This window comes from Nostoc sp. CmiVER01 (genome assembly GCF_034531135.2).
In the GTDB taxonomy this organism is placed as follows: Bacteria; Cyanobacteriota; Cyanobacteriia; order Cyanobacteriales; family Nostocaceae; genus Nostoc.
In genome coordinates this window covers 284,504-306,325 of sequence record NZ_JAVRBU020000004.1, presented here as the reverse complement: position 1 = coordinate 306,325, position 21,822 = coordinate 284,504, and the positions used below count along the sequence as shown (strand labels likewise).

At 40.8% G+C, this 21,822-nt stretch carries 14 protein-coding genes; 9 read left to right on the top strand and 5 right to left on the bottom strand.

Features of this window, described 5'->3' with window-relative positions; genetic code table 11:
• Nucleotides 1-91: 91 nt before the first annotated feature.
• Nucleotides 92-4,768, bottom strand: coding sequence for a GAF domain-containing protein (locus RMZ43_RS08370; RefSeq protein WP_322651617.1), 4,677 nt, complete (start codon nucleotides 4,766-4,768; stop codon nucleotides 92-94).
• Between the two features lie 242 nt (nucleotides 4,769-5,010).
• On the opposite strand from RMZ43_RS08370, the gene RMZ43_RS08365 reads away from it, so the two are divergent.
• The 4 genes from RMZ43_RS08365 (at nucleotide 5,011) to RMZ43_RS08350 (ending at nucleotide 9,619) form a co-directional block, all read left to right on the top strand.
• Complete coding sequence (locus RMZ43_RS08365; RefSeq protein ID WP_322651616.1) at nucleotides 5,011-5,334, top strand: YnfA family protein; 324 nt, start codon at nucleotides 5,011-5,013, stop codon at nucleotides 5,332-5,334.
• A gap of 503 nt (nucleotides 5,335-5,837) precedes the next feature.
• Nucleotides 5,838-7,262, top strand: a complete 1,425-nt coding sequence (locus RMZ43_RS08360) for an ammonium transporter (protein ID WP_416212124.1) — start codon at nucleotides 5,838-5,840, stop codon at nucleotides 7,260-7,262.
• 166 nt (nucleotides 7,263-7,428) lie between these two features.
• The gene (locus RMZ43_RS08355) at nucleotides 7,429-8,295 is read left to right on the top strand and encodes an SGNH/GDSL hydrolase family protein (RefSeq protein ID WP_322653574.1); all 867 of its coding nucleotides are present in this window, start codon (nucleotides 7,429-7,431) and stop codon (nucleotides 8,293-8,295) included.
• 115 nt (nucleotides 8,296-8,410) lie between these two features.
• Nucleotides 8,411-9,619: a 4-hydroxy-3-methylbut-2-enyl diphosphate reductase gene (locus tag RMZ43_RS08350; protein WP_322651613.1), complete on the top strand. Its 1,209-nt coding sequence runs from the start codon at nucleotides 8,411-8,413 to the stop codon at nucleotides 9,617-9,619.
• Between the two features lie 306 nt (nucleotides 9,620-9,925).
• Here the strand turns inward: RMZ43_RS08350 and RMZ43_RS08345 are convergent, their stop codons facing one another.
• The gene (locus RMZ43_RS08345) at nucleotides 9,926-10,147 is read right to left on the bottom strand and encodes a hypothetical protein (protein ID WP_322651611.1); all 222 of its coding nucleotides are present in this window, start codon (nucleotides 10,145-10,147) and stop codon (nucleotides 9,926-9,928) included.
• Between the two features lie 106 nt (nucleotides 10,148-10,253).
• Between RMZ43_RS08345 and cbiE the strand changes: the two genes are divergently transcribed.
• Both cbiE and RMZ43_RS08335 read left to right on the top strand, forming a co-directional pair.
• Nucleotides 10,254-11,462, top strand: coding sequence for a precorrin-6y C5,15-methyltransferase (decarboxylating) subunit CbiE (gene cbiE, locus RMZ43_RS08340; RefSeq protein WP_322653573.1), 1,209 nt, complete (start codon nucleotides 10,254-10,256; stop codon nucleotides 11,460-11,462).
• 285 nt (nucleotides 11,463-11,747) lie between these two features.
• Nucleotides 11,748-12,008, top strand: a complete 261-nt coding sequence (locus RMZ43_RS08335; protein WP_322653572.1) for a DUF7219 family protein — start codon at nucleotides 11,748-11,750, stop codon at nucleotides 12,006-12,008.
• Between the two features lie 70 nt (nucleotides 12,009-12,078).
• On the opposite strand, the gene RMZ43_RS08330 is transcribed toward RMZ43_RS08335, so the two are convergent.
• Together RMZ43_RS08330 and RMZ43_RS08325 are read right to left on the bottom strand one after the other, a co-directional pair.
• Nucleotides 12,079-12,501, bottom strand: coding sequence for a hypothetical protein (locus RMZ43_RS08330; RefSeq protein ID WP_322653571.1), 423 nt, complete (start codon nucleotides 12,499-12,501; stop codon nucleotides 12,079-12,081).
• A complete protein-coding gene (locus tag RMZ43_RS08325; protein ID WP_322653570.1) occupies nucleotides 12,498-12,770 on the bottom strand; it encodes a hypothetical protein in 273 nt (90 codons plus the stop codon). The genes RMZ43_RS08330 and RMZ43_RS08325 overlap by 4 nt, the downstream gene beginning before the upstream one ends.
• Nucleotides 12,771-12,802: 32 nt before the next feature.
• Here RMZ43_RS08325 and RMZ43_RS08320 point away from each other — a divergent pair, with 32 nt between their 5' ends.
• Both RMZ43_RS08320 and RMZ43_RS08315 read left to right on the top strand, forming a co-directional pair.
• Nucleotides 12,803-13,006, top strand: a complete 204-nt coding sequence (locus RMZ43_RS08320; protein WP_109007161.1) for a type II toxin-antitoxin system HicB family antitoxin — start codon at nucleotides 12,803-12,805, stop codon at nucleotides 13,004-13,006.
• Nucleotides 13,003-13,230 (top strand): type II toxin-antitoxin system HicA family toxin, encoded by a 228-nt coding sequence (locus RMZ43_RS08315; protein ID WP_322653569.1) that lies wholly within the window; start codon nucleotides 13,003-13,005, stop codon nucleotides 13,228-13,230. The genes RMZ43_RS08320 and RMZ43_RS08315 overlap by 4 nt, the downstream gene beginning before the upstream one ends.
• Before the next feature lie 20 nt (nucleotides 13,231-13,250).
• Here the strand turns inward: RMZ43_RS08315 and RMZ43_RS08310 are convergent, their stop codons facing one another.
• A complete protein-coding gene (locus RMZ43_RS08310; RefSeq protein WP_322653577.1) occupies nucleotides 13,251-18,929 on the bottom strand; it encodes an alpha-2-macroglobulin family protein in 5,679 nt (1,892 codons plus the stop codon).
• 494 nt (nucleotides 18,930-19,423) lie between these two features.
• Here RMZ43_RS08310 and pbpC point away from each other — a divergent pair, with 494 nt between their 5' ends.
• Nucleotides 19,424-21,808 (top strand): penicillin-binding protein 1C, encoded by a 2,385-nt coding sequence (gene pbpC / locus RMZ43_RS08305; RefSeq protein WP_322653568.1) that lies wholly within the window; start codon nucleotides 19,424-19,426, stop codon nucleotides 21,806-21,808.
• Nucleotides 21,809-21,822: the final 14 nt, after the last annotated feature.

The window sequence follows — 21,822 nt, the reverse complement described above, 5'->3', positions numbered from 1 at the left end:
CAGCTTTTCGTTTAGTCTAAATTTGTAATATTATATACATTTTTTTTACTAGCACGCGTACATCAAGGCTGTTTTTGCATTAATCGCGGGTTTATGCATCATCATTTTTGGTTGGTAACAAGGTGCTATTTGTTACCTGCTTTCTGATTAAAAAATCTTGAATGCAGTTAAGAAGTTCTTTTAACTCTAAAATTAAGTTAGTAGTATTTCTAAGGTCTTGATGGTAAGCCAATCGTTCTAGTTTATCAGCTGCTAGATACATGGCTGTGGCTCCAATGTTGGCACTAGCGCCTTTAAGGTGATGAGCTTCTTGCACAATTTGCCCAAAGTCATGAGATGCGATCGCTGCTTTAATTATTTCTAAACGGGGTTTAATATCTTCAACGCATACTTGCAATAGACTTAACTCAAATTCTGTGTCATTTCCCGATATCCGATGCAAGTGTTCCCAATCAATTGCTAAATCAGTAGTAACTGTCTGCTCATATACAACTGCCTCTTGTTTTGAAAGGATCACACCTGTCCAATGCTCTAGGGTTGTAGCCAATTTTTCTTTAAACACTGGCTTAGTTAAATAGTCATCCATTCCGGCATTGAGACACCTTTCTTGATCTTCTTTCATGGCATTAGCAGTCATCGCAATCACTACAGGACGACGACGGAGAGCAAAAGTATCTTCTTGCCAACGATGAATTTCTTTTGTGGTTTCTAAACCGTCAAGAACTGGCATTTGACAATCCATTAGAATCAAATCGTAAGGAATTTTTTCTAATAGCTGCAAAACTTCCTTGCCATTAGCAACGACATCGGCTTTGTAGCCCAGACTATTGAGTTGCTTCAAGGCTACTTTTTGATTTACCAAATTATCTTCAGCTAAGAGAATTCTTAATTTCGATTTAGTAGCCACGTAAGGGGAAGAGGAGGTTAGAATACTTGAAGTTTCTGAACTCTGGATTTTTTCAGTAGCATTTAACCAAGAGCCTTTAGCTCCTTGTTTTGATTCCGACTGAGTTTCTAAAATAGTCATAATGGTATCGAGAAGTCGTGATGGCTTAATCGGTTTGACCAAATAAGCAGTAAATCCAATTTTGAGCGTCTGCTGCACTTCATCACGTTGATTAGTAGAGGTGAGCATAATCAAAGGTATTTCAGTAATTGCAGAATTGGCTTTAATTTGTTCTTTTATTGTCATGTCATTTTTTATATCAACCAAGGCAACATCATAAGATTTTCCTTGCTCATAAGCTGACTGAATAACTTTGAGGGCAGCAGTAATACTATCAGCTTTATCTACCTGCATTCCCCAATGATTAGCTTGATAGTAGATAATTTTGTAATTAATAGCATTGTTATCCACTAATAACAAACGGCGATTGTTCAAAAGTCCGCGTTGGCACTTTGGTAAAGCAGGCTCAACTTGCTTGGTAAAAAGTACTTCAAACCAAAACTTAGATCCTTTACCGATCTGACTCTCTACCCCAATTACTCCTCCCATCAAAGTTACTAGTTGTTTACAGATGGCTAATCCCAAACCAGTACCACCATACTTGCGAGTAGTCGAAGCATCCACTTGGGTAAATGGCATAAAGAGTTTGCGTTGATCTTCAGGGCTAATGCCAAGACCTGTATCTGTGATGGCAAAATGGATGGTGGCTGTAGTAGAAGTAAGAGAACGCAATTCGGCTTGTATTAATACTTCGCCAGCACTAGTGAACTTGATAGCGTTGCTGATTAAGTTCATGAGAATTTGCCGCAGCCTACCAGTATCTCCTTTGAGGTGGGTGGGGACGTTATGTTCAATCAGTGCGCCAATTTCTAATCCCTTGTTATGCGCTGAGGGAGCTAATAATTCCACTACTTCTTCCACACAAGTGGATAAGTCAAAATCTAGAGTTTCAAGAGCCATCTCTCCAGCCTCAAGTTTGGAAAGATCCAAAATCTCGTTGATTAAACTTAAAAGGGCGTCTCCACTACTACGAATTGTTTCAATAAAATCTCGCTGTTCTGGATCTAACGGAGTATCTAACACCAAACTAGTCATGCCCAATACAGCATTCATCGGAGTGCGAATTTCATGACTGATATTTGCCAAAAAGGCACTTTTAGCCTGAGAAGCTAATTCAGCTTGGCGACGGGCAATTTCAAGTTCTTGTCGCTGACGAGTTTCTGCTACTAATAGTTGGGCTTGGGCTAAGGCAATACCTACTTGGTCGGCTATTTGGCGCAAAAGATGAGTTTCAAAGCTAGACCAGTGGTGAGAATCATCACACTGATGAACTATGAGCAAACCACGAAGTTCTTCTTTGACAAGAATGGGCACAACCAAATTGACTTTGACCCCAAACTGTTGGATTAATTCTAAATGGTTTTGTTCTACTTCTGGCAGATCGAAATTAGCTAGTCCTAAAATTTGTCCTTGACGGTACTGCTGTAAATAGTACTGCTGTAAATATTCGGCTCGAAAGTAGGGGGCGCTAATATTTTGCTCTTTGATTGTTGGTAAGCCAGAAACTACTGCTTCAATAACAGTAGGTACAGATTCATCAGGCAAAACTTGATAGATTAAAACTCGGTCAGTCTGGAGAATTCTTTGTACTTCCTTGACAGTGATTTGGAGAATTTCTTCAATTTGTAAAGATTGGCGAATCTTAAGAGCGATTTCGGTAAATAATTGCGATCGCAAGTTTTGCCGTTGTACCTCTTCTTCAGCTTGTTTACGCTGGATAAATTGCCCCAATTGCTCACCAATAGAATTCATCGTTTTGATCAAATCTTGGTCAGGCGGTTGGATTTGACGGTTAAAGCAGGTAATCACACCAAGGATTTTATGACCACTGCGGATCGGAAAACCAAAAGCTGCGTGTAGTTGTACTTCAGGGCTGATTTTGAAGCGGGAGAAACTGAGTTCTTTAACGATATCAGCGATCCAAACAGGTTCAGAACTAGCCCAAACCCGGCCAGGTAGTCCAATTCCTGGTGCAAGGGTGGTTTGCCGATTTAGTGCTGCTAACTCCTGTACATCAAGAGATGCCTCATACCACATATCGACAAAACGCAGCACATTTGCCTGCTCATCCACCATCCAAATTTCACCCAAATCCCATACCAAACTCTCGCAGATCCCTTGCAGGGTTTGCCAAGTAGCTTCGCTAATCGTGGCGGACTCTTCTAAAACGCGAGTTGCAACATATTGAGCAGTCAGATGTTGTTCTACTCGTTTGCGATCGGTGATGTCAATGCCAGTACCAACAATGTATTCCACCGATCCTTCATAGTCTTTTAAGAAGGTATTCGACCAGGCAATCAGTCGGCGGCTGCCATCCTTCATTACCCAATAGTTTTCGTATTCTAGGAGGCCTCTACCAGTTAACAATTGCTCAAAAACTGCTTTGGCTGACTCCACCTCTTCAGGAAGTAAGAACAAGTTCCAGAAATGCCTATCCCTCACCTCATCGAAGGAGTAACCTGTTGTTTGCTCACAAGCTTGATTGAAGCGAACAATTTTTCCTTGGGAGTCGGCAACTACTACTAAGGCGCTGGCTGTATCCAGGACTGCTGAGATAAAGTTGCGTTCTTGGTTTAAGGCTTCTTCTGTCCTTTTGCGCTCAATGACCTCACGATAGATGAAGTAGTAGACTACAGCAAGAACGATAAAACTTAGGCAGATGGCGATCGCAAGTATCAGAATTGTGTTGCGACTAGTGGCTTTTTTTGCTTGTAACTGCTGTTGAAGTTGTCCCTTTGCCTCGTTTTCCATCTCATTGATCGCCTTGCGGATATCATCCATGAGATTTTGTTGCTCATTTTTCACTAGTACTTGCAATGCCGCTTCTAATCCCTTGTTTTGGCGCAAGTCAATAGTTTGTTTTAGTTCAGTAAATTTAGTCGTTATTAGAAATTCAAGGGTTGCAATTTGCTTTTGTTGATTCGGTTGATCTGCTGTTAGACTTTTCAGGTTGGCAATTTCTTGCTCGACGTTAGCAAGTGCTGCTTGATAAGGTTTGAGATAAGTTTGTTTTCCAGTAAGGACGTAACCACTTTGTCCAGTCTCAGCATCCTTTATCTGGTACTGTAGTTTTTCTAGACTCTCAATTTTTTTATAAGTATTTTTTACTATACTGCGATTATTAGTAGATACTCTTGTATTTTGATAAGAAACTACGCCAATCAGAACTAAAATTGCCGATGCTAAACCAAAACCTGCTGCAATCTTTTTAAAAAATTGCTTGTGTACTCTCTGCGCCTGTTTGCCTTTCTTGCTTACAAGTACCAAACTTGCTAAATTTCGGCGTAATTCCAGTTGCTTGATCACTTGACGACCTAAAGTTCGTAATGCCTCCACTTGTTCTGGTGTAAGTTCTCGTGGTACATAATCAATTACACATAGAGTTCCTAGCGCATATCCCTCAGGATTAGTCAGAGGTACACCAGCATAAAACCGAATCTTTGGGTCAGATGTTACTAGTGGGTTGATGGCAAACCTTTCATCATCTGTTGCATCAGGCACAATAAAAACATCAGGCTGTAGAATAGCATGGGCACAGAATGCAAAATCTCGATGCGTTTCTATGGCTTCTATTCCGAGTCTTGACTTGAACCACTGACGGTTTGTATCAATTAAGCTAATTAAAGCAATAGGAGTCTGACAAATATACGAGGCTAAATGGGTGAGGTCATCAAAAGCGGCTTCAGATGGCGTGTCGAGAATCTTATACTGCAAAAGCGTCTCGATTCTTTGTGCTTCGTTATCAGGTAATGGTGCTTTCATCCTTATTCTGGGGATTAGGGACTGGGGACTGGGGATTGGGGATTGGGGGCTGGAGATTGCGGACTAGGCGGAATTATTAAAAAAGAAGTCTTTATCTTGTTTTGTCCCCCTTAATACTCAGTCCCTAGCCCCAATCTCCAATCCCTAATTTGTCAACAAACTTACTTTAATTAATGACAACACTTTAGTTAAAAGCGTTAGCGTAATTTTACTGAGTTCGATTTTATTAAAGAATCTGTTAAATGATTAAGTCCCTAGTGTATTTTTTGTGGGCTGGTTTATTGGAAATCGGTGGCGGCTACTTAGTCTGGTTGTGGTTGCGCGAAGGTAAGCCTTTGTGGTGGGGCATATTGGGTGGAATTGCTTTAGCTTTTTATGGGATTATTGCAACTCTCCAATCGGCAAATTTTGGCAGAGTGTATGCGGCTTACGGTGGCGTGTTTATTGCAATGGCAATGTTTTGGGGCTGGAAGGTAGACGGGGTAACTCCAGACCGCTACGACTTAATCGGAGCATGTTTAGCTTTAGTGAGTGTTCTAATTATCATGTTTGCACCCAGAACTTAAATAGAATGTTTGTATTATTTTTTACCAATGTTTTTATAGTATTCCCTTTTAAGCAGATAATAACCTCATCCAATGCAAAGGTTTTTTAGCAACTAAGCTCGAAGAAGAAGCCCTGTGGATATATATCTACACCTTTATAAGGGAGATATGAAGATAAATCATCACATTTTTGGCAAAATTCTCTGATAATTTACAAGACTTTTCAAGGATCACAAGTATCTTGATTTGTAACAGTAGGTAACTAAAAATTTAGAATTTTGTAGCGCTTGAATAAAATGCTATTGTTCAAAAAAAAATGCAATCAACAATCAAATGATTGAGTGTATACATTGTTATTCCCATCTTGGCAACTACAAACAGGATTATATTTTTGTTAACATTTCAAGAAATTTAAGATTAAGTAACTTTCAACACAAAAATGTGTAACTAAAAGTAATCAAATGTAGTCAAGTATACAAATTATTGGTGGTTAGGAAGAAAAAGAAGTGTTGAAGAAAGTTGTGATGATTGGGGTTATTACCCTACTGTTTTTAGGAGGGCCTTTGATGGGCAATGCTTTTGCCCAAACACCAGCTGCTGTGCCTGCTGCTGATACTGGAGATACGGCATTTATGCTGATCTCAGGAGCACTAGTGCTGTTAATGACACCAGGATTGGCGTTCTTTTATGGTGGATTTGTGCGATCGCGTAATATCCTAAACACATTGATGATGAGCTTTGTGTTAATGGCGATCGTGGGAGTTACCTGGATTCTCTGGGGTTATAGTCTTTCCTTTGCACCAGGTTTACCATTTATTGGTGGATTGCAATGGTTCGGGTTGAATGGTGTTGGTTTAGAAACTCAAGGCTACTTGCCGCATCTGCCTTATGAAGACGCCCTCAAAGCAGCAGACCCCAAATATGCTGATGTCGTTTCATACGCCGGAACGATACCCCACCAGGCATTCATGATCTACCAAGCCATGTTTGCCATTATCACCCCAGCTCTAATTTCTGGAGCGATCGTTGAGCGAATGAGTTTCCGCGCCTATTCGCTGTTTGTGCTGCTGTGGTCAACCTTTGTTTACGCCCCCATTGCTCACATGGTGTGGGCTAAAGGTGGATTTTTAGGTTTAGCTGGTGGATTAGGTGCCCTCGACTTTGCAGGTGGCACAGTAGTTCATATTAGTTCTGGCGTTTCAGCCCTGGTAGCTGCGCTCGTCCTTGGGCCTCGGAAAACCCATCCCGATCGTCTTAGCCCGCCACACAATGTCCCCTTCATTTTGCTGGGTGCTGGCTTGCTGTGGTTTGGTTGGTTCGGCTTCAACGCTGGGAGTGCCTTATCTGTTGCTAGTGGAACTTCTGGTAACTTAACAACAAATTTAGCAACAACAGCCTTTGTTGCCACCAATACGGCGGCGGCGGCGGCGGCTTTAATGTGGCTAATTTTGGAAGCAGTTTTACGGGGTAAACCGACAGCCGTGGGAGCGGCTACAGGAGCCGTTGCTGGTTTAGTTGGCATCACTCCCGCCGCCGGATTTGTCACACCGCTATCGGCGATTTTAGTTGGTTTCATCACTGCCTTTGTTTGCTTCTATGCTGTGAGTTTTAAGCACAAGCTAGAAGTTGATGATGCTTTAGATACCTTTCCCGTGCATGGCGTTGGTGGTACGGTGGGGGCTATTTTAACGGCCATCTTTGCCACGACTCAAGTCAACGGCGGAGGTAAAGACGGGGTACTGCGTGGTAACTTTGGTGAATTGGGAGTTGAACTACTAGCAATTGCCATTGCTTATGCGATCGCAGGTGTTGGGACGTGGGTTATTCTCAAGATTATCGATGCTACAGTTGGTCTGCGAGTTAAAGAAGAAGCCGAATTGCAAGGTTTGGATATCAACGAGCACGGAGAAGAAGGTTACAACTCCGAGTTTGGCGATCGTCCTACTTAGTAAAAAGTAGCGAGTGGGGAGTAGGGAGTACAGACGCGATTAATCGCGTCTGTACAGGAGTTACGAGTTATTATTCTCCCCCATTCCCCATTCCCCAATTTAAATGTGTAATTTGCGATCGCTAGCGTTAAAATTTGATTCAAATAATTGGTAAATTTCGCTAGTCGTGTCTACATCTGCAAAAACCTTTCCTATCTGGGCATTTTTCTCGCTGTTAACTAACGGCATCCTAATGTTGGCGGTCATCCTGCTAATTTGGCAACAGCAGAGATTGTCCGCTTTTTTTGGGATAGTAACATCCCCAGAGCCAATCAGTCGTAACTTCTCACCCGAAATTGCTACATCTGATTTAGGTCGTCGTCACCAACTCTCTTACCAGCAGTGGGTAGACATCCTTACGCAAGAAGCCAAGGTAGCCGCAGACCAACGTCCTCCGCATTTAAGCATCCTAGTGGGAGATTCTTTGAGTTTGTGGTTTCCGCCTGAGTTATTACCTGAAGGTAAAAATTGGCTCAATCAAGGAATTTCTGGCGAAACCAGTAATGGACTCTTGAAAAGATTGGAGATATTTGACCGCACCCAGCCAGAGGAGATTTTTCTGATGATTGGCATTAATGACCTAATTCGGGGGGTGAGCAACAGAGAAATTTTAGATAATCAGCGTCAAATTATTAATTACCTACGAAAGAAGCATCCCACGGCGCAAATTGTTGTCCAATCGATTTTGCCACATGGCGCAGAAGAAGCAACCTGGAAAGGACGAGATAAACTTCTGGCTGTTGACAATAGTCGCATTCGTGAGTTAAATCAGCAGCTGCAAAGTATTTGTAACAAAAAAGGTGTCAAATATCTCGATTTACATCCCCTGTTTACCAACAAACAAGGTAATCTCCGCCGCGAATTTACTACTGATGGTTTACATTTAAGTCCTGAAGGCTATATAGTTTGGCGTTCTGCATTGCAGCTTTATGGCGAGATCGAATTAAAACCCCAGCAAGAAGAAGAGGGGAAAAGGTTAAAGGATAAAGGGTAAAGGCATTAAATCCTTTTCCCTTTACCCTCTCTGATAATATCTTTGAATACAACTCTGTATAAATTGCGTCTGGGCGCGAGAAAATAAGAAATAGTGGTTTAAGTAGACAAATCTAATGGATACAAAAGCTTTTAAGCGCAGCCTGCAACATTCAGACAATTACAATCGCAAAGGGTTTGGTCATCAAGCAGAAGTTGCCACCCAGTTGCAGTCTGAGTATCAGAGTAATTTGATTCAAGAAATTCGCGATCGCAATTACACTCTACAACGAGGTGATGTGACAATCCGGCTAGCACAAGCCTTTGGCTTTTGTTGGGGTGTAGAACGCGCTGTGGCAATGGCCTATGAAACCCGCCAGCACTTCCCTACAGAACACATCTGGATTACTAACGAGATTATCCACAATCCCTCTGTCAATCAGCGAATGCAGGAGATGGAAGTCGAATTTATTCCCATTGAAGGAAAGAATAAAGACTTTTCTGTTGTTGGAACTGGTGATGTAGTGATATTACCCGCCTTTGGGGCTAGCGTTCAAGAAATGCAGATACTTCACGAGAAAGGCTGCAAAATTGTTGATACAACTTGCCCTTGGGTATCTAAAGTTTGGAATACAGTAGAAAAGCACAAAAAAATCGATTATACATCAATAATTCACGGTAAATATAAACATGAGGAAACAGTTGCGACTAGTTCCTTTGCTGGCAAATATTTAATTGTGTTGAATTTGCAAGAAGCACAATATGTTGCTGACTATATTATGAATGGTGGGAACCGTGAAGAATTTCTGACAAAATTTGCTAAAGCTTGTTCAGCAGGATTTGACCCCGATCGAGATTTAGAAAGAGTTGGCATTGCTAACCAAACCACGATGCTAAAAGGCGAAACTGAGCAAATCGGCAAGCTTTTTGAGCGGACTATGTTACAAAAGTATGGCCCCACTGAGTTAAATCAACATTTCCAAAGCTTCAATACTATTTGTGATGCCACTCAAGAACGCCAAGATGCAATGTTGGAGTTAGTGGAACAAAATTTAGATTTAATGATAGTAATTGGTGGGTTTAATTCATCGAATACTACTCAATTACAACAAATTGCTTTTGAGCGGGGAATTCCTTCTTATCATATTGATACTGTTGAACGGATTAAATCAGGAGATTCCATAGAACATCGGCAATTAAATGGGCAATTAATAACTACAGAAAACTGGTTGCCAGATGGAGAAATTGTGGTCGGAATTACTTCTGGTGCTTCCACGCCAGATAAGGTAGTAGAAGATGTAATTGAGAAAATTTTTGCAATGAAAGCAACAGCAGCACTGGTTTAACATTTGTCAAGTAAGCACGTTCGTAGTAAGGACTTTAATCCTTACTACGAACCTTCAAAACTAGCTTAGACATTGTATTAGTGTTCACTGATATATGAAATCGCCACAGGTGTCAAAGACTAGCAGCAAACATCAACACAGCACGTATCATAAGAGATTGCTGATAACTATGAAAATAATCACGGATCATTTTCTACTTTTTTGAAATGCAAAGACGGATGAAATTGATTATTAATCCAAAGGCGATATGCCTTTTTAGCTTGCTCTTTAACTTCAAATGAAAGTGCAGAATATGATCGCCAAAAATCAGGGGTTGTTAAGGATTTCATCTAACGATTTCACCCGATTAGCTTCAATATCTGCTTTTGCACGCTGGATTAACTGATCCAATCTACCAGATTTTGCATCTGCTTCAATTTGCTTGTCCCAGGCATCATTGAGATATTCTTGAAGCCACTTTGATAAATCCCGCATTTCACCTTCAGACAGTTGCATAATAGCAGCTTCTATTTCTGGGAGCGAGTTCATCCTATTATCCTCAATCCAGCACTATGAATTATATCCTACCAAAATTGACGGAATAATTCAGAATTAGAATTAGCGTCAAATCTTAATTATTAATTATGAATTAGCAATGACACAGAAATGGCTTTCTATCGTCGGTATTGGCGAAGATGGGTTACAGGGGTTAAGCGCGATCGCTCGTTCTTTACTCGATCAAGCTAAAGTAATTGTGGGAGGCGATCGCCATTTATCGATGCTCCCTAAAGATGATCAACGTGAGAAACTAGTCTGGACATCTCCCATTAGTACTTCTGTAGAGGAAATTCTCAAACGTCGGGGTGAGTCAATTTGCGTACTTGCAAGTGGCGATCCTATGTGTTATGGCATTGGTGTTACCTTGATGCGGCGAATTCCCGTCTCTGAAATGACAATTATCCCCGCACCTTCAGCCTTCAGCCTCGCCTGTGCCAGGGTTGGATGGTCTTTAACTGAGGTGGAAACCTTGAGTTTGAATGGTCGTCCATCCTCCCTACTCCAGTCTTACATTTACCCAAAAGCGCGGCTGTTGATTTTGAGCCAGGGGAAGGACACACCCGCCATTGTTGCTGAAATTTTGACAAATCGCGGCTATGGTAGCAGTAAAATCACCGTATTGGAGCGTATGGGCGGCGCTCATGAAAGAATTGTGGAAGGTACGGCTGCATCTTGGAGTGAAACTGAAGTTGCGGCTTTGAATGCGATCGCAGTTGATTGTATTGCTGATGCTGGGGTTATCCCATTACCAAGATTACCAGGATTACCAGATAACGCCTATCACCACGATGGACAGTTAACGAAGCGTGAAGTTAGGGCAATTACTTTAGCAGCTTTAGCACCCATACCGGGAGAATTATTGTGGGATGTTGGCGCGGGTTGCGGCTCAATTTCTATTGAATGGATGCGGAGTAATGCTCGGTGTCGAGCGATCGCGATCGAACAAAATGCTTCTAGACTACTATATATTGCCGATAATGCCGCCACTCTTGGTACTCCAAATCTGCAAATCATTGAAGGTAAAGCGCCTCAAGCCCTGAAAGACTTGCCTGCACCAGATGCCATTTTTATTGGTGGTGGGGTGACAGCAACGGGAATTTTTGATGTTTGTTGGGAAGCACTGCGGCTGGGTGGGCGTTTAGTGGCAAATGTGGTAACGGTAGAGGGTGAGCAAACTTTGTTTCAATGGCATGAACGAGTCGGTGGTGATTTAACTCGGATTGCCATTCAACGGGCTGAACCTATTGGTAAATTTTTGGGCTGGCGAGGAATGGCGGGTGTGACGCAATGGCTAGTTATCAAATAACAGGAGCAATCATAAACTAAGGAAAGTTAATTTAAAATTGAAATTTCTATTACTTATAATTACAACACTATTACTACAAGCTGGTATAGTTCACACTTAATGTTCATAATTGAAAAACCTTACTATTATTGCAGCTAATAAGCAGCTAATTGCTATATAATTAGTTTTGTGTTCCCTTTTAGACTCGCTCATGGTTTGCAACAATCGCACCAATTTTTTATTGAAGCGATTTCTGTCTTTGTTGTGATTATCGTTGACAAAAAGTCACTTATTGGGGGTGAAGTAATGGACGAGCATAATCTTGACGACAAAAATAAATTTCTTTACCCTCGTAGTCGCTATTACGGTCAAGTTAAGCCAGAGAACTTAGTATTTAATGCCAACCTTCAAGAATTTGCTCAAAAAGTTGGCTACATTACCAGTTTAGAAACATCTGGAAAGCTTGAAACAGAAGATGCTTACAAACAGATTAAAGCACTTTGGAAAGAATTGAAGCGTAGCAAAAAAGCATTGTTAATTGATGAGGAACCACGAGAAAAACCCTGAAGTTGTTTAAGAAACGCGATAATTGATCGCTATTTATAATTACCCTCATAAAAGTGCGATCGCCTGTCTTTCAACTACCCTGTTTATCTACTATTAGATTTCGCAATTTTTCTTCATCAAAACTAAGCCCATGACGTTCTAAATATGGGCGTAAATTTATTTTAATGAATAAATCTTTTAGTTCTTGAGCAATTTCTTGGGGTGGATTTCCTGATAATGCGTAGGCGTAGCCCGCCGCAGGCATCGCAATCAAACGTTCTGTTGTTTGAAATTCACCACAGTCTATTGTAAGGCTTGCAGCACTGCGATGTAATACTGAACGAGTCGGCTCGGCATCAAGTTGATTTGCAATGAGTGCAGCAGCTTGAGATTCTTTTTCAAAAGCTTGTCGAGAAACGTGATTAGCTTGCTTTAAGTCTCCTCTGAGTTTAGCGGTAAAGGCTGCTTCAGCTAAATCCATCGCCTGTTGATGCAACTCCTGAATATGACTCATTTTTCCACAATAAAAGATAGGGATCTGCTAAATTCAACAATAATAATATAGGCAGGAAATTTGCTATCGTTCCGATTAGTTTGCTCGATTTTTTGTTTTATTCTAGCTCTAACCCTGCTATCATCTGCTTTACGTAGACCTGAAACTTCCAACCGTACTTTATTTTGAAACGGAAGTTCACCAGCTTCATCTTCACTACCTAACCAATAATCAAATCCAGTGCCTTTGCGCGATCGCTCTTTAATTACAATATAATCGCCATAAATCATTAAAAATAGAAAAGTAAGTTCATTGCCAAGTTATGAAACTCAAAGTTGTATTAGAACCAAGTGACGAAGGCGGATATACCGTCCATGTTCCGTCACTTCCTGGCTGTATCAGTGAAGGAGAAACTGTGGAAGAAGCATTAGAGAATATCCAAGAAGCAATAGAACTTTACCTTGAACCATTGGAAGATGAATTGATTACTCAAGAAGGCGTAATTGTCAGGGAATTGGTACTGTGAGCAAAGTTCCCAATTTACCCTATACTCAGATTATCGCTGCTTTAGAACGGGATGGATGGATAGTTGTACGCCAGCGAGGTAGTCACATTAGATTGGAAAAAAGTATACCGGATGAAGTCTTGAAACTGACTGTTCCGGCTCATCAGTCAGTTAAGCGTTCCACCCTAGCTAAAATTTTAAAGCAGGCTCGTATAGACTTGGAAAGATTTTTAGATTTGTTGTAGCCAAAAGATGGCAGAAATAATTACTTCCCATCCTCCAGTATTAATGTAGACTCAGCAGTACGCCCAAATTCTTCTGGTGCATATTGCAGATGAACATCTGCACCAGGCCAAGAAAATGTACCAGGAGTAACAGAACGGACTAAGTAATGCAGACTATAAACTCCTGGTTCTAAGTGGTCAGCATAGGCGATAATGCGATCGCGGTAGATATTTCTAAAGCCAAGTTCCCAGCTATCAGCTTTTGCTTGTAATGCAGCTGTGGTAGTTTGAAAACTCGCATCCACCGCCTCAAAACCTGATGGTAACGGATCTTTAATCACCACATGATCTACAGGATGATCGGCAATGATTTCTAAACCAATATCAAACACCTGTCCAGAGGCTAAAGTCAAGGGTTTATCGAACGCATAAAGACCTGTTTTTTGTAAAACTTTATCTTTATTTACTTGACCAATTTCTCGTGTTATGCGTAAACCATTAAATCTGCCTGGTTGATTTCCTTGCAAGCGATAATTATAAGCAACCAGATAGTGTAAAGTGCCATTACCTGATTTTTGTAGCGTCAAATCATTACGCCCACGAGGTAATAGATTTATCGGCACAATTAGTTGTAAATTAGGATTTGTGTAACCTTCAAACCGGTTTTCTCCTAACTTATTACCAGCTAATTGTACTGTGGCAACAAAATTAGGTGGTGTAGGTTGTAGTTGGCTATATTCTACCAAAGCTGTTAAAGCTTGGGCATTATTATAGTTAGTTTGCCATGTGCCATCCCGCCGTAGTGCCAGAAGACTTTGGAATAATTTATCTATAACTTCGGGTTTACTTTGTTTGGCAATAAATAAACGTAAAGCTTGCGCTTGCGTCGTCGTAGATGAACTCATCCATCCCCAACTACTGGGTAAACTCACAATTGCTGTGCGACCAGTTTCATATATACTTTGTTGCAGCTTATTCACTAATTGTTGAGATTCATCTTGCCATTCTGGGAATTGAGATAAATATCGCGCCAGTTTGATTTGAGTTACTAAATCAAAATTATTGCGCTGTTCATAAATATCTGCGAGGAATGTATTGCGTTTTTCATCCAGTTCTGCTAAAGCGATTAAAGCATTAAGTTGCAGTTGTCTTTTACATAGTTGCTGTTTACAAAACTCGTATTCTCCAGGATTCGCCAAAACTTTTTGCAGATAAGTTTTGAGGCGGGATAGCATTGCAGAATCGACTAAATTAGGAAACACCTGACTAGCTTTAACCAAAGATTCACCTGCATAAGAAGAAACCCAAGGGTCAGATTTTTCTTGTTTGGGGAAAGCAGCAAAACCACCATCTGCTATTTGGAGTTTTTGCAATTGTTCAATGGCTTGTTTTGCCTGTTGGTTAGGATTAAATTCTGCAAAGGTTTGACCATATTTTTGTGTAAGATTTTGCAGATTAGCCGCAATCATTAACTGACTTGCAGCCGGTTCTGTAAACGGCAAATCATTATCTTCTAAAACCTGCTTTGCTGGTGCTTGAATCTCTGGTATCAGAGTACTCGCCAACTGAATATCTAAACCTCCCGCGTTAAGGAAGGTATTTTTATCAACATTCAAGGGAATTTTTACTTGTTTTTCAGTAACACCAGCTTCAACGACTTGTTCTGTAATTTCAATTGGCTTAATTTCCAAAGGAACTTCAAAAGCATCTGCGGCTGTACCATTTAGCTGAGTGCTAAAGCGAACTTTTCCAACTCCCACACTATCCGCCACCATTGGAAAACGATAAGCGTGAGTTGCAGATTCAGCTTTGGTTTGCAAAGCAGTAGCTGTAGGGTTTTTGTCAGCAAACTTTACATTACCGCTAAGTTCGCCATTTATTGAGAGATTTCCTGTATTCCCAGTGTTGTTAGTTACAGATAAACCAGCAAGGATGCGATCGCCTGGACGAGCAAACTGTGGCAAGATGGCATTAGTTAGCAGTGGCTTTGTGGTGATAAACGTCGCGTCTCCATTCCCAAAACGCAGATTTCCATCAGTAGCGACAGCCATCACCCGCCATGTAGTTAAGTCATCCGGGAGTTTAAAGGTTATCTGTACATTACCATTTACATCGGTGACAACAGAACCGTTGTAGTAAGCTAAGGCTTGAAAATCTGTGCGAGTGCGAGTATTGGCTGCACCAGTTGAGAAACCACCGCCATAACCCCAACCTTTAGGTTTAGCTACATCTTGTGGTTGTAATATGACATCCGCGCGATTATCGTTAAAGCGGGTAGATATCGCCTGTTCTGCATAAACTGTATCTACTAAGTCTGGGGGACGATAACCAGAAAGTTGTAACACTGCCTCATTTACCACCATGACTGTAAACTGTCCTTTGGTGGGATTACCTTGATTATCCTTCAGTTCTAGTTGTACCGTTGACTCTGCACCAGGTTCTAATGATGCTTGCATCGGCTTAACTTGCAGTTTTAAATACTTATCTTCTAAGTTAACTTTAAAAGGTGTAAAACCAATCTTCACCAAATTATCTAAACTTCCCGCTTCCACTTGGTTTATCGGTTTACCTTGTCTGACTAACACAGCTTCAATGGCTGCATTTGGCAGCATTTCTGGCGTGACTTTAAACTGAATTTGTGGTGCGCTTCCCTGAGTTTTGGTAATTTGCTGATAAAGGGGTTTGTCTTTAATTACAGCAAAGTACAATTCTGCATCTGGATAAGGAGATTGAATTAGTACAGTAGCAGTTTCACCAGGTTTAAACTCTTTTTTATCTAACTGAATTTCTAAGACATCTTTTTCTTTATAACCCCAAAATACTGGATTTTCCCCAGTTGCCCAAATTTGTAAATCTGTGGCACTTAATTCGTCTTTGGCATCACTAAAATTAACTCTAATCCGATATGAACCAGATTCCGGTGCTGTCAAATTCACCGATTGCGGATTGCTAGCAGATGTAATTTCTGCTTGTCCGACTGTTTTATATTCAACTTGATTTTTTGGAGTTCGGCTACCTTCCACCAACTGCGTGACGCTGCTGTATTTAATTTGTTGTAATTCCAGCCGCACCCGTTGACCTATTATCGCTTTTCCTGTAGGGTCAGTAACAATAACTTCAATGGGAAAAGCCTTACCAGCATCAGCGATGAAATTACTTTTTAACCCGATGAGACGATTACTTGGTAAGGCTGTAAAAGTTTTGGAATTGGCTACAGATAGATTAGAAACATCTGCAACTTGCACATCTACTTGGTAAGTCATCGGATATGGTAAATCATTAGCCACATTTACAGTTTGACTACTTTTACCATTAGCATCTAGCTGGGCATTAGTTTGCAATACATCACTAGATATAGTAGGAGTTTCTTCTGGCCATAACCATTGCCTACCAAAAGTAAATTCATCCCAACCTTTTGGAACAAAATTAGCCTGTTGGCGAGTGATAAAGTATTTTGCTTCGCCACCTTCTACAGGCGCACCGAACAAATAATTACTTGTAGCATTAATATTAACTTTCTCGTCAATGAGAGCAAATTCTTTATCTAAATTGAGTTCAACTTTAAAATTGGGTGGCTTAAACTCAGCTACCCGAAATTCTCCAGAAATTTCTTGCCCATTCTTCCCCTTAGCCTGGATTGTATAGTAGCCTAAGCGTTGAGTAGTCTTAATGGGCAGTTCTAGAGAAAATGTACCAAATTCATTTGTAGTTTGCGTACCTAAATTAGTCTTTTGCCCATCAGGATTAACTAAAGTTAATTGGTAAACAGCATTTTTATCTTGTTGGATTACACCATTTTGTAAAAAGTCAGCAAAACCGGTAAACAAAGCTTTTTCGCCTGGTTGATACAACTGTCTATCCGAGAAAATTACCCCGCGTGATTCAGGTTTACCAACTTGCCAGCCTGCATCAATACCATATCCATAAACGCCGCTATATTCTTCAACTCTGGCAAATGCCCAATCTTGATTCTCACGGGCAATTACTAATAATTGTGGTGATTTACTAGAACTTTCATTTCCCGAATAACATTGCTGTAATCTTTCACGAGAAATTGTCAAAGTTCCATTTTCATCAGTTTTACCTGTTGCACAGGGTACTGGTTCGGGGCGAGATTTAGCCTGTAACTTTGATTGATAAATTTCCACAGCAGCCGCTTGAACTGGCGAACCATCCGTAAGATGATTGACGCGAATTAAGCCTGACTCAGGAAACCACTGAGTAAATACGCCCAAATTCGTCAATTCAACCATGCCATAAGTCGTAGGTTCTCGCCAGAGTTCCTTACCATTCTCCTGATATTTATTAGTGCGGGCTTGCACTCCATAAGCTAACATTCCCGTACCTGCACTTATTTTTTCCCGCAGAGGAACAGCAATATCAACTGATTGATTTTTTTTACCCGATACCTTAAAACTTTGCCAATCAGAAGGTTCTGGCAATAAATCACTACCATTATTAAAATAAACTAAATCTGTCGGTTGAACTACTCGATAAGCCGCTTTGTACTTCGATTCTGGCAAATTTCCCGTACTAATATTTAGCTGTAAATCTTTACCTGTGGGAAAAATATTCAAATCTGAGGGTACCCAGATATCCCCAGCTAAATCTCCAGTATCATATTTAAGTGTGATAGGTTTGCCCAAAGTTTGCCCAAACTTATCTTTAAGGTTTCCGCCGATAGTAATTGTATAAGTCTTGGCAGGTTCTAGTGCATAAGGATTGATGCCGACAACTTTATCTTCATCATTTATTTGGAAAATTCTCGAAATTTCTTTTGGTGCTGGATTAATAGTAATATTTTCTTTAGCTGAATCTGGCAATAAGACGTTATTAAATTCTAGCTGTGGACTGCCTTTAACAAATCTTCCAAAAGTTCCACCTGCATCTGGCTGTCCGTAAAAGTTAATTTTCTGAAATGCTAAAGGCGAATAAGTTGCTAACTTACTGGCAAATTCTTTCTCTGTAGGTAGATTACCATAAGCAGGACGGATTCCGGGAGAAAATACTAGACGATAAGGGGTTGCTTTTTCGAGATTTTGCTGGGGGATAAGGTTATAAATCCAGTTACGTGCTGAAGGGTCAAATTTTTCTAAAGGTTCTTCTTCATTTTTTAATGGTTTTTCTTCTTTATTTAATTCAACTTTAAAGCCTACACCCTTATTTTTACCTTCGGGAATTAACTGTAAATGTTCTTGTACAGAAGCTAAATCTAATTCTACATTTGAAGTAACCTGTAATTTCTGTTGTAAATCAATTGGTTCAATATCAGCTTTTTCAATGGGATTTACACCGGGTAAATTAGTCAGGTTGATAGATTCGGTATTAAAAGTCCAAGGCAAATCTTTGTCTAAGCGATGATTTTTTAAATCGGCTAAACCTGTTTTGAGGGTAACTTGAAATCTTGTCGCTATTGGCAATGCTTTCTCGGCTTGAAAACCTACCATGCGCGGTGTCAAAAAGCGAAATTGACCGGGTAGAGGCGGCCAAAGGGCAAATTTTTCTAATATTTTCTGTTGTTCTGGACTGTCAAGACTTTCAACTGGGATTAAAGCTTCTTTAAAACGGATGCGGATTTGATTAAGAGATTTTGCATCCCCAATGGGACTAATTTGTTCAATCCAGTCTGGTAGTTTAGGCGGCGTGAGTGCGGATACTGTTGGGAGTTGTTCTTTACCTGAGTTGATACCAAAAAAGTTACACCCTGCCATCCCTAGCATAAATGTAAAGAGAAGAAGATACTGTATTTTTCTCTTCTGGCTTGAAGAATAACTAATTTTTTTTAATAAACCGCCAAGTGCGCCAAGTACGCCAAGGAAGAAATAGAGAATTTTTTGGTGGAAACGAAGGAAAGCTCTGATAATCATATTTTTAGTAATTACAAATAAAAATTCACAAATTATAGAGAACAAAAGTTTGTCTTCCCTCATTAAGTTGGCAATGCCAAGACTAATAAGGGAAGGCTGATGACTATTTTTTACTCAAATATTGGATAAAACTTATGTTTATTTACATAGATAACCAATACCGTGTGATTGTTCCGCAAAATCACTACAAATCTTAACTATGAAGAAGTATTTAAGTTCTGCAAATATTAATTTATATCTGCTAAGTTAGGAAAAATTACTTATTAAGTATTTGACATAGTTATTGATGTAGATGTAATAATCTTCGCGTCACAATTAAGGTAAGTTTTTTGGGCAGGGATTCCCTGATGAAACTAATTTTACGATCGCTACTCAAACTTAAGCGCACTAGTAAGGTTATCCTGGCTGTGCTGGTAATCTGTCTGGTTGTACGCCTACTACCTTATTTTGCGCCCATTCGTGCCGCAGATATTGCTCAAAATCAGTTGGCAATACAATTTAGCGATCGCAATGGTTTACCATTAGGAACATTACTCACCCGTGACCAAGAGCATACATCAGTAATACCACTAAATCAGGTTTCGCCCCAGTTTATCCACGCTATTTTAGCCGCCGAAGATGGCAGCTTTTATCATCACGGGGCGTTGGATATGAAAGCTATTATCCGCGCCAGCAAAGAAGCCATCCACGCCAAACGAATTGTTTCCGGCGCTTCCACTATTACTATGCAGTTAGCGCGGATGTTATATCCAGTACCGCGTAGTTTCTCTGGTAAACTGAGCGAGATTTGGCTATCTTGGCGGTTAGCAGCAGGGATGAACAAAGATGAAATTCTCTCTGCATATATCAATCGCCTGCCAATGGGAGGGAATATATATGGTGTGGAAGCAGCAGCGCAGACTTATTTTTCCATCCCAGCGAGTGAGTTAAATCTTGCCCAAGCTAGTTTGTTAGCTGCTATTCCTAATAATCCCACATACTTTAACCCTTATCAGCATTGGGAACGATTGAAGCAGCGACAAAAATACATCCTCAATCGGATGGTACAGGAAAAATATATTAGTGGTGCGATGGCTGGCCGAACATCCGCCGAAAAAGTCGTGTTTCAATCTCGTCAACGGGGAATTATCGCCGCACCACACTTTTTGTTTTGGTTAGCCAATCAAATTCCCCCAACCTCCTTTGAGAAAGGGGGCTTAATCCCCCTGCCCTTAAAAAGGGGGGTTAGGGGGGATGATAAATCCGTTATTCGCACCACGATAAATCGCCCTTTACAGCAGTTTGTCGAAGCACAAGTGCAACAGGTGATTTCTTCTCTCGCCGCTAACAATGTCCATGATGCAGCTGCATTGGTGATTGACAACCACACTGGCGAAGTCTTGGCTTATGTAGGTTCGCCTGATTACTTTAATGAAGCCAAACTGGGACGCAATGATGGAGTACAGGCACTACGCCAACCAGGTTCTACCCTTAAGCCTTTTGTCTATGAACTAGCCTTAGAAAAAGGTTTAATTCGCCCAAATACTATTTTGGCAGATGTACCCGCCCATTATGCCATTCCTGGCGCGAAACTTTATAGCCCCACAGATTACACCGAACGCTTCCTTGGCCCTGTGCGGGTGCGAATCGCTTTAGCAAATTCCCTAAATGTCCCCGCAGTAAGGGTTTTAGAAAAAGTAGGTGTAGAAACTTTCTTAGAACGATTGCATCAACTAGGATTTGAACACCTTAATCAAACCCCAGAACATTACGGTTTAGGGTTAACTCTCGGTAGTGGCGAAGTTAGTCTCTGGGAGCTAGCTCGTGCCTACCTTACTATGGCACGACTTGGAGAAGCTACGCCGCTAATAAGCACATTTTTAGATACCCCACTCCCCAGTACAGACGCGATTAATCGCGTCTCTTCCCACTCCCCACTCCCCAACCACACAATATGGCAATTAATTACCAACATACTTAGTGATAACCATGCTCGTGCAACAGCATTTGGTGTAGACTCAGTGTTAAATTTACCTTTTCCTGTTGCTGTTAAAACTGGCACTTCTTCCAATTTTCGGGATACTTGGACAGTTGGCTTCACTACAAATTACACCGTCGCTACTTGGGTAGGTAATTTCAACGGCGAACCGATGCGTCAGGTTTCAGGTGTTACCGGGGCTGCACCCTTGTGGAATCGAATTATGTTACACCTGCACGAACATCAAGAACCAGCAGGTTTTCCGCCTCCAGAAGGTTTATTGCAATTACCTGTTTGTGCAATTTCGGGGTTACGACCAACACCAGATTGTACCTCAGTTGTGCAGGAATATTTCTATCCAGAAGATAAAATTGCCTATGAAGGTAACAACCAATTCAATTTATCACCAGAGTATGATGAGTGGTTGGCCAAACAACAGCAATCGAGCCTTGTTTCTAACAATTTGAGAATTTTATCTCCGCATCATGGCGATTTATTTTTACTGTATCCAGGTGAAGAAGCGAAGCAAAAACTCGAATTTAAACTAGTAGGAAATAAATCTGCGTCTATTGAATGGTGGCTAAATGGAGAAAAGCTAGATACAAACTCAGCTAATTCTTTATTTTGGAATTTGCGTCCTGGTAAATGGACTTTGGAAGCAAGAAGCGGCGAAATGGCCGACAAGGTAAGTTTTCAGGTGCAATTAGCTAGTATTAAACCTACGCGTCGAGGATTTTCTATTAGTAATTCTCAGGTAAACGGGAATCGTCCATAAATAAAAAAGGCAGG